Source organism: Paenibacillus sp. FSL H8-0048, assembly GCF_038002825.1.
In the GTDB taxonomy this organism is placed as follows: domain Bacteria; phylum Bacillota; class Bacilli; order Paenibacillales; family Paenibacillaceae; genus Paenibacillus_AQ.
On record NZ_JBBODF010000001.1, the window covers coordinates 3,664,967 to 3,677,237 of the forward strand.

Sequence of the window (12,271 nt, forward strand, 5' to 3'; positions counted from 1 at the left end):
TAATTTTAATATATTACCGGGCGGAGACGCCGTCAATGAACAAGTTCTGTGGTATTGCTTAAGGCGGCGTATTGGCTGCGGAACAGCAGATCATAGGCTTCATTCCGGCCATGCAGATTAGCATGGGTATCGCAGGCTGACACCTTCCCGGCTTGCAGAACCAGCACCTTGTCACAGTCTTGAACCGTAGAGAGGCGGTGCGCAATCGATATCATGGTAGTTCCGGCAGACAGACGCTTCAGCTCCTTCCTAATGCCGCTCTCATTCTCAGGGTCCAGGGCGCTTGTACTTTCATCGAAAATAATAATATCCCGCTTCTGCAGCAGTGTCCGCGCAATCGACAGCCGCTGCTTCTGGCCCCCGGAGAGCTTCATTCCTTTCTCCCCGACAACCGTATCCAGCCCTTGCTCGAGCGATGCAACGAAGTCATAGATATTGGCGCTGCGGCAGCAGGCGATCAGCTCTGCTTCCGTCGCCCCGTCCCCAGCCAGCAGCAGGTTCTCCCGGATCGTCATATTGAACAGAACAGGCTCCTGCACCACGATGCTCACCTTGGCCGCCACACTCCCGCTGTTCACCGCATGCACATCCGTGCCGCCGATGCGGACGCTCCCGCCCTGAGGCTTCATCTGTCCAGTCAGCAGCCTGGCAAGCGTTGACTTACCGCTGCCGCTCTGCCCCACAATGGCTAGATGCTCCCCCTTCCCCACCGAGAAAGAAATCCCGTCCAGTGCGAAGGAGGTCTTCCCCTCATAGCGGAACTGCAAATTTCGAACCTCAATCTCTTGTCCGCTAATGCGCTTGTAAGGCCGCTGGTCCGCCTCTGCCTGCAACAGTCCAATCACTTTACTGATATTCACCGAATCATTCTTGTAATTCATCAGGCCATTGCTGATCGTCTCGATGAACCCGAAGAACTGCCCGTAGAAGCTGATGAACACCAGCAGCACACCGACCTCCGAGTAGCCCTGAATCACGAAGAGTCCGCCAATGAAATAGATGAACAGCTGGGTAATGAAGTTCTTGGTGAAGAACGAATACGTAACGCCCAGATGCTGATAGAGCTGGCTGCGGAACCACACCGGACGGATGGCTGCATAATGCCCGTTCAATTCTTTTAGCTGGGCCTCCTCCAGATTATTGGTCTTAATATCCTTCCAGTTCTGCAGACTCCCATGTAAAAAGGATTCGTACCCGTTCTGCAGCCTCCACAGCTCCTCCCCCGCCTTCCTTGTTTTCTCGCCCAGGACATTCACTGTCAGCAGGGAGACCGGAACGAAGACGAAGCTAAGGAGGGCAATCCGCCAGTCATAGCTTACAAGGATCACAGCAAGCGCAGCAGCATACAGGACAGCGTAGCTGAAATCTAACAGATGAACCGTGAAGAACCGTCCGGCGGCGGCTGAATCCTGCTCGATCCGGCTTTTCAGATCACCAATGCTGTACCCGCTATACTCCTCATAATCCAGGCTGCTCACTCTATTCAGCAGCTTGCGCTTAAGCCTCAGGTCATACTTCAGGAGCAACTGGTTGGCGTAGCGCCTGCTGACCGCAATCCCGGCCGTTGTAAGCAGGAATACTCCCAGATATCCCGCGATAACGGGCCATAGCTCATTCATACGCTTCTCTACCAGCACGCGGTTGACGAGCATAGAGTACAGGAATAACGGGAGCAGTCCGCAGACCAGATTCCACAGCTTGAACAGTGCGAGCGCCAGCAGCGGCTTACGGACACCTTCCATTCCCTGAGTCAGCGCCTTATAGGCGGCCCATCTTGTCATGGTCATACCGCTTCGCCTCCTGCAGATTGTTCGCTAAATAGTTCTATGTATGTTTTGTTGCTTCTGATGAGCACCTCGTGCGTATCGTAGCCTGTGACCCTTCCATCCTCCAGCACTGCAATCCGGTCACAGCCTCTAAGCGTGGACAGCCGATGGGCGATGATGATCAGCGTCCGGTCTAGCCCAAGCTCACCGGTCATCTGCCGGATCAGCGCCTCATTCTTGCTGTCGAGGGACGAAGTCGCTTCATCGAAGACCAGAATTTTCGGATTCTTGACCAGGATTCGTGCAATAGCCAGCCGCTGCTTTTGGCCGCCCGATAATTCCTGCCCGGAAGTCCCCAGCACTGTGTCGAGTCCGTCCGGGAGATTCTGGGCCAGCTCATGCAGCGCAGCTCTCTTAAGTGCTTCGAGTAACAGACTGTCCTGATCACGGTTATTCGTAAAAGACAGATTGTACCGCAGCGTGTTATCGTACAGAACCGTCTCCTGATGAACCACACCCACCTGACTCCGCAAGCTGTGCAGGTTATATTCGTTCACGTTGCGGCCATCAATCAGAAGTTCGCCGCCGTCAACGGGATATAGGCTACAAAGCAGGCTTCCGAGCGTTGTTTTCCCGGCTCCGCTCCTTCCGGCAATGCCGACGATGCTTCCTCCCTCCACACGGAGATTGAACCCGTCCAGCACCCGCCTCTCATTCGTATATCCGAAGCTGACATTGCGAAATTCAATCGTCCCCTCCTTAACCAGTGTGGGCAGAAGGTCTTCTCTGTAGTCCTCCTCCTGTTCATTCAGGAGTTCCGCCACACGCTGCAAGGACACGCTCTGGCCCCAGGTATCGGTAATCTTGCCGCTTATCGAGCTGAAGTAAGTCACAGCCATATTGAAATAGCTGGCGGCAGCCACAAAAACACCAAGCTGCATCTGCCCCTTCACAATCAGCCGGGCACAGATGATGAACAGCAGCAGCTGTGCAGCAAGCGTGATGAATGCGTTCACCCGCTCGGTGGTTACTTCAATTCTTCCATTGTCCACATGCTTGTGATGGATAGAGACGGTCCTTCTGAGATAGGTGCGGGTTACCCGCCTCCCGGCATTCAGCAGCTTGATCTCCCGCATATTGGCCACAATTTCAAATAAGTACGAGGAGAGCCTCCCCTGCTCTGCCGCCATATCCCGGTTCACGCTAAGCGCCCGTTGCTTAAAATATTTCGAAGCCAAGAACACGACAGGCACCAGCACCACCGTGAACAATCCCAGCAGGACATGATAATAGAACATGAAGCCCACGGCGAACACGATATGCAGCAGATTGGAATACCCCCACAGTCCGCTCCAGAAGAGCAGATTCATAATGTCCTTGGCATCGCGGTTCATCCGGCTGATCAGATCACCGCTGTACATCCCGGAGAGATCCTTCCCCTTCTGATGCAGAATCTTGCGGAATAGCGCCCGCCGGATATCGAACACGAACCCCGTCATCAGCTGGGAGGAGATCAGATTGTTCAGCGTCGCCACAATGAACTGATTGAACAGGAGAATTCCGGCATAGATCAGACACAGCTTCAGGAAGGCCTTCAGATTCTGGTCATAAAAAGCGATATTAATCAGCCGTCCGCCCAGGAACGGATACATCAGGTTCACTAAGGTCATTAACGTAGTTACTAAGAAACCGCATACAAATACCAGCTTGTGCATCCGTATGAATTTGAACACCCACTGCCCTGGAGTCACAGCCCCACCGCCTTCCATATATTCACAAGGAATATTGTAGCACGGATGTTCGTATATGGGGAGTGACCAACCTCTCGATTCATCGAATAACGGAAAGTTAACTTTACATTTAGATCATCCTGAGATACACTCTCCATGTAAAGTTAACTTTCCATGAAAAGAGTGATTCCATGAACAACCGTTTGGAAGAACTACGCAAGCAACGCGGGATCAGGCAAGAGGAATTAGCAGCAGCGCTTGAGGTATCCAGGCAGACGATTGGTTCACTGGAGAACGGCCGCTATAATCCGTCCATCCTGCTGGCGTTTAAGATCGCCCGTTATTTCGGACTGAGCATCGAGGAGATTTTTATTTATGAGGAGGAAGAGAATTCATGAAGAAATCCGTCACCGCTTATCTTCTGGTTATTACAGGTGTAGTCCTGCTGGCAGGCAGTCTGTACCTTATTAGAACGGTTCATGAGCCGGAGGGGGTGTTGCGGACACTGCCCTATGTCTGTATCGGGCTTGCTTCCGGCATGTTCGGAAGTGGCGTGGGAGAGATCATGAGCCGGCAAGCGTTGAAGAGTAACCCTGCCGCCGCCAAGCAGGTAGAGATCAACAAGAACGATGAACGTAATGTTACCATTGCCAACCGGGCGAAGGCGAAGGCCTATGACATGATGGTGTTTGTGTTCGGGGCCTTGATGCTGGCTCTTGCCTTAATGGAGACCGATCTCACCGTGGTGCTGTTACTGGTATTCGGCTACCTGTTCACGATTGGGTACGGCGTCTATTACCGGTTCAAGTATGATCGGGAGATGTGATTGGCGGCCGTTCTCGCAGCCGTGATCTGCTCAAGCCAGTAAGGCCTGGGCCACCTGATCCAGAATGCAGTTGATGCCAGTCGGTCCGTAGCAGCCGATCCAGGTAGCCGCATCTACCGGGTATATAAGCTGCCGCTGGTCTGCACCTAGCATGCCCCTCACGCTTTGTTCTGTCATCGATATCCCCTCTTGCATCCTCTCACCGCTAAGCAAAAAGTAGTAGTTGGCGTGCACTGCAGGAAGTCTATCCACGGAAATATGATAGGCCGTGTCGGAGGCGGGTTCGGCCACAAATCGCGGAGCAGGCAGACCAAGGTCGCGGTACAGCACAGCGCCTGTACGGTGAGAAGCCGTGTGTACCCGGACGATGGACTCGCGCGGACGGATCAGTGCCACGCTTTTACCCGCGAGTACCGGAGCAAGCTCTGCGGACAGCAAAGCTGTACGGCGGAGATAATTAGCAATAATATGCTCTGCCTCCTCCTGCTTGCCTGTCAGTTCGCCGAACCGGCGCAGAATTGTCTGCCAGCTCTCATTGCGCTTGAACATAACCGTAGGTGCTACCCGGCTTAAGCGTTCATAGTGCGGAGCATGCACCTCGGTGCAGATAATCAGATCCGGGCGCAGCCGTTCTACAGCCTGTAAGTCCGGGTATTCATACGTGCCGAGCATTTCCGTTGCCGTTAATCTCTCCCGGAAATACGGCGGGAAATTCAGCGCCCCGCTTCCGAAGCCTACGCTTCCAGCGGGGGACATCCCCAGGGCATGTAAATGGTCAGCATACTGGACGTCAAGCACGGCGATCCGCTGCGGAGCAGAGGTGACAAGATATTCGCCGCGCAGATGGGGGATTACCGGGCCCTGTATTGATCCGTGCGGGGAGGCCAAGCGCTCTGTCCTCCCCGAAGGAGCGGAGAGCGCAGCTGGAGCTGAAGCAGCAGTACGCCTGTAGAGCTGTGGAGGAACTCCATAATGCTTCTTGAACGCCCTGCTAAAATAATACATGTCGCGGTAGCCTGTCCGCTCAGCAATCTCGCCGATGGAAGCGTCCGTGTAACGCAGCATCCGCTCTGCGCTCTGCATCCGCAGCTGAATCACGTATTCCATCGGGCCGAGCCGCTTCTCCTGCTTGAACCGCCGCTGGAGCTGCCGCACGCCGCATCCGGCCAGTGCGGCCAGCTCCTTAAGCCCCAGCTCCTGACGATAATGCCCTTCGATATAGGCGGTAACAACCCCCACCATATCCGGCTCTCTGCCGCCCTGACCACGTTCATGCTCCATAATAAGCTCGCACAGCATACCTTGCAGCAGCGCATTGGCATAGAAGCGTTCCAGCCCTTCTCCCCGGCTCCATTTGGCTGCAATTCTCTCCGCTGTCATATGCAGCTCCGCCGGCGGCGCAGAATGATGAACAAACGAAGTCCGCAGCGGGTGATTGTGCTGCGGGAAGAGCACATGGGCGGCTCCCGCCACAGGAATGGCTTTGTAGCTAATAGCTGTATAATGAATGTTGTCTGATCCCGCACTCAGAGTGTAGGCTGATCCCTTGACGGCATGACAAGCAAAAGAGGCCTGGACATGGCAGCCTTCACCATTCATCACAAGCCCTCCCTGCCCGCCGATGGCCAGCAGCAGCTGATTTGCCGCCAGTTCCGTTTCGCTCACACTACCACCGGGCGGAACCGTACCACTGCACACATCAAGCATCTTGACCGCCGTATCGCTCCATAGACTTGCCTGTTCTTGTTGCGGCATTTCTCTCATCTCCTGACAACAGTATCCTTTGCTAAACGGATAGACCTGCTGTCATTTTAATTGAGATTCATTCTCATTGTCAATTTTCGGGCACTTTCTGCAATATTCCCCCGACATCCGGTAGTAAAAGCAGCACGTAATGCGCTTGCTCTTCGCAACCGGAGCCTCGTCATTCCCCTCGGTGAACCGGGTGAACGGATTACGTCTTGCGCCGAACAATGCGCCGGGAGCCGTCCGGGTCAGAAACGAAAAGTCCTCTTGAATCCACAGCCTTTCTTCGCTGGATTGACCTGATTCGGGCGCATACAGCGGAGCAATACGCACCATAATATTCTCCCACAGCACGGCCATGGAGACGGGTCCAACGGTGGCAAGCATCTGCAGCAGCGGTGCAAGCCGTACCGCAAAATTCTCCTGTACAACAGCTTCTCGCCACACTCCCCGATCACCCGCCAGTGAGGATGACTGAAGGCCGTCCACCGCCAGGAAAGGGAAGGTCGTCTCTTCTATAGAAGCCGGATGATAGAGGAAGCTTCTGTCCAGCGGGAAGAACACTTCACGATTATGAACGGTCATGGCGGTCACTATTGGCGCGATCCACAGATAGCCGATCCGCTTGGCCAGCATGGAAGCGGCAACCTGCGTGTCCGGCGCACCGATATAATCCTTAAGCCAGCTAACATATTCGCGGCATACCGCTTCGTCCTGCAGCTCACTCAGAGCGATGGTGCGGATGCTGTCCGCCGGCGGCTCCCCCAGCCTCATCCGGTAATCCTCCGCCAGTTCCCTCCAGAGGGCCGACGACAGATAGAGGTCCATCTCAGTTAGCTCCAAGCAGCGCTTCCGAGGCCTGATCTACAATAATATTGATCGCCAGGGGACCATAATACGCGATCCAGAGCGTTGAATTCACATCATAGGCACGGTTATTCTTCACTGCATCAAGGGATTTCCAGATTGGACTGCTGGCCAGAGCCTCTGCCTCTTTGGCGAACAGATCATCGGAGAGCAGGAAATAGCGGTCTGCCCCGATATCAGAGACAGTCTCCATCGATATTTCAACCGAGGTATCATCCTTGATCGCCTGAACGAACGCAGGTGCCTTTAATCCCAGATCCTCATACAAAATACTTCCCGTACGGTGCTCGGGACCATGTACCCGAATCCCTTCCGGTCTCGGACGAATCAGCGCTACCGTCTCGTCGCCCAGCTTCGCCGACAGCTGCTCACGCAGTCCGGTGATTTTGTCCTCATAGGCCTTCTTCACCACTTCGGCCTCTGCCTGCTTACCTGTAATTGTACCGATGGTAGCCAGCGTATCCCGCCAATCCTCATAGAAGTCCAGGACAATAGTAGGCGCAATTTTACTTACGCTCTCATAAGCTTCTTCCTGAAAATCTGTCATCAGAATCAGATCCGGGTTGAGCGACACAATTGCCTCCAGATTGGGCTCATCGCGTGTACCCAGGACCTTCACACCCTCCATCTGAGCACTCAGATATTCCGGGAACTCGTCCTTGGTTCCGGCAACCACGCTGCCTGCCGGCTTCTCTCCAAGCGCGATCAGCTGATCGGCGAATTTCACGTCAAGTACAGCGATCACCTTCGGCTTCTCCGTCAGCGTATGTTCACCTTTCATATCTTTAAGGGTAACCGGGTAGGCTGCTGTAGCCTGTGCCTCCGGCGATGTATGCGCCTGTGCTTCAGCCGATGGAGACGGCTCCGCTGACGCAGACGGCTGTGCGGTTGCACCTGCATTAGCGCCTCCTCCAGATCCGCAAGCTGTCATTACCAGTACCAGCGCCAGCATCCATACCATGAATAGTCCTAATTTTGGGGCGGCAAATTTCTTCCTGCCGGCCTCTTGTTTCTGTGTTGCTCTGTTCACGCTGACTCCCCCTGTTATGTAGTATATGATAATGATTTTCATTATCATAATTGTTAAAGCGAGTATATCCGATCTGCTGCCTCTGTTTCCATGTACTTTTGCGACATTGCAGCCGGATAAATGCGACATGGGTTGCTATTAGGGTGTTTATATAGCAGGTGATATAGACGGGAACATGAGGAAATCACCCTGCCGGGTGAAGGATGCTGATGCCTTCTCTCACCAGCCGCTTGTATAGCGAATTGTTGCACTTCTTGCAGGATTCCTCCTTACCTATTACTGGCTGGAGTACAATGTTGCATTATTTGCACAATTTTCGGTGTTTAGAGCAGATTAGCGCTGAATTTGTTGCATTTCTTGCAGGATTTCAGCATAGACCGTATCTATGAGGCAGTATTGTTGCACTTCCTGCAGGATTTCTCTATAAATGTTACTGGCTGTGGAGATGGCGCGACGATTCTCGCAGCAGCCCCCATTGTATTCGGTTTTCCGCATACAATTGGCCTAGGTACCTTCGCCCGTCACATTCTATTCGGTTTTTCATATACATTCCATCTGCTCCTCGTTCAGAGAAACTCCTAAACAGCAGCAAGCCCGCATCCGGTTACCAGATACGGGCTTGCTTTTTATGAACAGTTGCTAATTATTAATGAAGTTAAGCCCAATATTCCTGGGCAATCTTTTGCCCCTGTCTGATCTTCGCCCATTGCTCTGCTTCCGTCAGCTCATTCCCACCGTCGCAGGAGGCGAAGCCGCACTGATGGGAGAGCAGTAATCTCTCCTTCGGAATGATCGTGGACGCTTCATCCAGCATGCGGAGGACACGGGTCTCATCGTCCAGCGTACTGGTTTTGGAAGACAGCAAGCCAAGTACAATCTCCGTCTCCGGTCTATCCTTGAACACGGCAAGTGCCTCCAGCGAGCCCGCGCGTTCGTCGTCCCACTCCAGGAAGAAGCGGTCATACTTCAGCTGCTTCAGGAACAGGTTGGCAATCTTCACATAAGAGCCGCCGCCCATATTCCGGGAATCATAATTGCCGCGGCAGTTATGGGTCCACATCAGGAGCCCCAAGCTATGTCCGTAATCAATAATGGTGTTGTTAATGTCGATGAACTCTGTGGCGAGACTCTGTACTTCTTCATGGTTGATTGCCTCACCGGTAAATGGCGAATTCGGATTATCGTCCGCGAACAGCTCCCAGAGGCAGTCGTCGAATTGCAGGATTTTGCCGCCAGCGGCTGCGAATTCCCCAACAAAATCCTTATACGCCGTCACCAGACCGGCCTTCAGCTCATCGCGGTTCTGGTACACTGCACCCTCGCCGCCAAGGTTATCCGACCAGGACAGCTCTCCGAAGATATGGGACGGTGAAGGCACGCACAGCTTCGTCTCCCGGTCTCCGGCATGCTCCTGAAGCTGGCGGTAAGCCTGAAGGAAGTGGTGATTCTTGCCGCCCAGTTCGCCTGTAATGCGGAGGCCGATGTCTTTTCGCGTCTCATATTTGGAGGTGCCGTCAATGTCTCTGAAGAAATACCCGTGAGGCGCGATATAGCGCTCAATCCCCTGGAAGCCCCACACGAAGTCCAGATGCCACATCGACTTGGAGTACTCCCCATCCGTCAGAATGGTCAGCCCATTCTCGCTCGCTTGCCCGACTACCGTCTGAATCGCCTTCGCTTCACACTGCTCATAACCCTGGAAGTCCTCGTAAAAAGGATACTTGATATCGTCCCGGTGTTCGATTTGCTGCTTATATTCTAATAGCTCCGCCGGGCGCAGCAGGCTGCCTACGATCTGAAATCTATCACACATGATTAGTCCTCCTCTAGTTCCACTGTTCTGTCTTTGTGTATAAATTCTAGCATGGAGAACGATCAGGGACGTAACACTTAAACTTGATACCTGGCTATAGGAAGAAGTTATACGCTTTTTGCGCTGCCGTAATACAATCGTAAGATTTCGCTTAGAGAATCGTAAGCTCTCCCGTTTATTCTGTTCCATGTAACCACTACAAAGAAATGGAGCGTGATTAGCATGGGTAACAGCAAAGCAGGCAAACGGTTCATGATGGCGGCAGTATTGGCACTTTCTCTGGCAGTGTCGGGCATCTCCGGCGCAGCGGCAGGCATCAAGACGATGAAGAAGGACGGCATGGAACTGATGAACCTAAGACAGGCGGCCATGATGTACGGCTACAGCATTGAATGGAACAGCAAAGACCGCTCCGTCTCGCTGATGTATATGGACAAGATGACGAACGACGGCAAGATGACGGATGACGGCAAGATGATAGATGACGGCATAAAGCCGATGGGCAAGATGATTAAGGTCATGATCGGGTCGAAAAAAATGATGGTCGACGGTAAAACAGTCAACCTGAGCATGGCTCCGGCACTTTACGATGGCAGCACTTATGTGGCGGATACGGTAGTGACCATGTACATGAAGCCTGCTGAAGCTATGAAATAAGGCAGACGGAGCAGTGCCCCCGCCATATGATATGATGGAATCAAATGGATTTTTACGGATATGGGGTGGGTTAGGATGAATGAACGAGTGCTGGTCGCGGATGATGATCCGAATATTACCGATGTGTGCCGCAGGTATCTGGAACGGGAAGGGTATGTGGTCACCACTGCCAAGGACGGCTTGGAGGCGTTAGAGCTCTGGCGCAGCCAGCCGCCCAGCCTGATGGTGCTCGATCTGATGATGCCGCATAAGAACGGCTGGGAGGTGTGCAGCGAGATCCGGCAGACCGATGATCTCCCGATCATCATGCTGACGGCGCGCGGCGAGGAGCAGGACCGGCTCATGGGGCTGACAATGGGGGCGGATGATTATCTGACCAAGCCCTTCAGTCCAAGGGAACTCGTACTGCGGGTGCAGGCGATTCTGCGCCGGATGAGGGTTGTACAGGCCTCGCCCGCTACCGCTGCGGAGCACACGATTAAGTACGAAGGGCTGGCTATTAATGTAGGGAAGCGCATCGTGGAGATTGACGGGCAGGCGATTGACTTGACCGTTACCGAGTTCGAGATGCTCTACCTGCTGGCGAGCCATCCCGGCCAGGCCTTTTCCCGGACTCAAATTCTCAGCAAGCTGTGGGATTTCAGCTATGAAGGGGATACCACCACCGTGACCGTCCATATCCGGAGATTACGGGAGAAGATCGAACAGACGCCCTCCGACCCGAAATATATCAAGACGGTCTGGGGCATAGGCTATAAGTTTGCGGGTGATGGCATCTAATGAAACTGCGTACGTATCTATTGTTGTCCAGTCTCACAGGTATCGGCGTGTTGCTGATCTGTCTATTCGTCAGCTACTCCAAAATGCTGCTCACGATTGATCAGTTCTATTATCTGTCCGGCATCACGGCCGGGATCGGCGTGTTCTCCTTCGTTCTCCAGCATCTGCTGACACGGCCGGTGGAGAAGTCCATTGCCCGGATCACCGAGCAGACGGTGCGGATTGCCGATGGGGATTTCCACACCGTGGTCCCCTTAATCGGTCCGCAGGAGTTCAAGCTGATGGCCCGGCAATTCAATGAAATGAGCAGTAAGTTAAAAGATAGCTTCGACCATCTGCACCAGTCCGAATCCGCCCGCCGGGAGCTGATTGCCAATGTCTCCCACGATCTGCGGACTCCTCTCGCCTCCATCCAATCGTTCGTTGAAGCGCTGGAGGATGATGTGATTAAGGACGAAGTGACTTTTCAGCGTTATCTGAATACGATCCGGCTGGAGACGAAGCGGCTGGCGGGCCTGATCCATGACTTATTTGAACTATCCAGTCTGGAGGCGAACGGCGGGAGCTTCGACCCGCAGCCATCCCATGCCGATGAGCTGCTGATCAGTACCCTGGAGAGCTTCTCGTTCCATCTCGCGGAGAAGAAGCTGAACGTGGAGATTCATCTGCCGGATAAATTACCTGCCGCTCTGATGATGACTTCGCAGATGAAGCGGGTGCTGTCCAATCTGCTGCAGAATGCCATTCAACATTCTCCGGTGGACGGGACCATCTTGTTATCCGCTACCGAGGAAGGCCAGTTCCTGCGAATCTCCGTTACAGATGAAGGCCAGGGGATCGAAGCTGCGGAGACCTCACGAATCTTCGAACGGTTCTACCGGATCGATAAATCCCGCAGCAAAAATAGCGGCGGCGCCGGCCTCGGCCTCGGCCTCGCCATCGCCCAATCGATTGTCGAGCTGCATGGCGGCGAGATTGGCGTAGACAGCAGCAAGGGCGCCGGGAGCTGCTTCTGGTTTACGATCCCAATGTATACCAGCCGATAGGCGCAGCGTC

The 12,271-nt window shown here is 53.7% G+C and carries 11 protein-coding genes; 5 read left to right on the plus strand and 6 right to left on the minus strand.

Going from position 1 to position 12,271, the window contains the following annotated elements; all coding sequences use genetic code 11:
* Positions 1-32: 32 nt before the first annotated feature.
* The gene (locus tag NSU18_RS15520) at positions 33-1,787 is read right to left on the minus strand and encodes an ABC transporter ATP-binding protein (protein ID WP_341149446.1); all 1,755 of its coding nucleotides are present in this window, start codon (positions 1,785-1,787) and stop codon (positions 33-35) included.
* Positions 1,784-3,535 carry an ABC transporter ATP-binding protein gene (locus NSU18_RS15525; protein WP_341149447.1) on the minus strand — a complete coding sequence of 584 codons (1,752 nt, stop codon included), beginning with the start codon at positions 3,533-3,535 and terminating at the stop codon, positions 1,784-1,786. The genes NSU18_RS15520 and NSU18_RS15525 overlap by 4 nt, the downstream gene beginning before the upstream one ends.
* A 152-nt stretch (positions 3,536-3,687) precedes the next feature.
* Here NSU18_RS15525 and NSU18_RS15530 point away from each other — a divergent pair, with 152 nt between their 5' ends.
* A complete protein-coding gene (locus NSU18_RS15530; RefSeq protein WP_036693024.1) occupies positions 3,688-3,894 on the plus strand; it encodes a helix-turn-helix transcriptional regulator in 207 nt (68 codons plus the stop codon).
* On the plus strand, positions 3,891-4,322 hold the full coding sequence (locus NSU18_RS15535) for a DUF6442 family protein (RefSeq protein WP_341014472.1): 432 nt from the start codon (positions 3,891-3,893) through the stop codon (positions 4,320-4,322). Before NSU18_RS15530 ends, NSU18_RS15535 begins: the two co-directional genes overlap by 4 nt.
* 30 nt (positions 4,323-4,352) lie before the next feature.
* Here NSU18_RS15535 and NSU18_RS15540 read toward each other — a convergent pair whose 3' ends face one another.
* The 4 genes from NSU18_RS15540 to NSU18_RS15555 all read right to left on the minus strand — a co-directional run bounded on the left by NSU18_RS15540 (position 4,353) and on the right by NSU18_RS15555 (position 9,778).
* Positions 4,353-6,077 (minus strand): AraC family transcriptional regulator, encoded by a 1,725-nt coding sequence (locus NSU18_RS15540; RefSeq protein WP_341149448.1) that lies wholly within the window; start codon positions 6,075-6,077, stop codon positions 4,353-4,355.
* 51 nt (positions 6,078-6,128) lie between these two features.
* The gene (locus tag NSU18_RS15545) at positions 6,129-6,911 is read right to left on the minus strand and encodes a (2Fe-2S)-binding protein (RefSeq protein WP_341014474.1); all 783 of its coding nucleotides are present in this window, start codon (positions 6,909-6,911) and stop codon (positions 6,129-6,131) included.
* Entirely contained in the window at positions 6,898-7,965 is a 1,068-nt protein-coding gene (locus NSU18_RS15550) for an ABC transporter substrate-binding protein (RefSeq protein WP_341149449.1), read from the minus strand. Before NSU18_RS15550 ends, NSU18_RS15545 begins: the two co-directional genes overlap by 14 nt.
* Before the next feature lie 655 nt (positions 7,966-8,620).
* Positions 8,621-9,778, minus strand: a complete 1,158-nt coding sequence (locus tag NSU18_RS15555) for a 5-methyltetrahydropteroyltriglutamate--homocysteine methyltransferase (protein ID WP_341149450.1) — start codon at positions 9,776-9,778, stop codon at positions 8,621-8,623.
* Positions 9,779-10,000: 222 nt separating this feature from the next.
* On the opposite strand from NSU18_RS15555, the gene NSU18_RS15560 reads away from it, so the two are divergent.
* The 3 genes from NSU18_RS15560 to NSU18_RS15570 all read left to right on the plus strand — a co-directional run bounded on the left by NSU18_RS15560 (position 10,001) and on the right by NSU18_RS15570 (position 12,261).
* On the plus strand, positions 10,001-10,435 hold the full coding sequence (locus tag NSU18_RS15560) for a stalk domain-containing protein (RefSeq protein ID WP_341014478.1): 435 nt from the start codon (positions 10,001-10,003) through the stop codon (positions 10,433-10,435).
* A gap of 75 nt (positions 10,436-10,510) precedes the next feature.
* Entirely contained in the window at positions 10,511-11,215 is a 705-nt protein-coding gene (locus NSU18_RS15565) for a response regulator transcription factor (protein WP_341149451.1), read from the plus strand.
* Complete coding sequence (locus NSU18_RS15570) at positions 11,215-12,261, plus strand: sensor histidine kinase (protein WP_341149452.1); 1,047 nt, start codon at positions 11,215-11,217, stop codon at positions 12,259-12,261. The genes NSU18_RS15565 and NSU18_RS15570 overlap by 1 nt, the downstream gene beginning before the upstream one ends.
* Positions 12,262-12,271 lie beyond the last annotated feature (10 nt).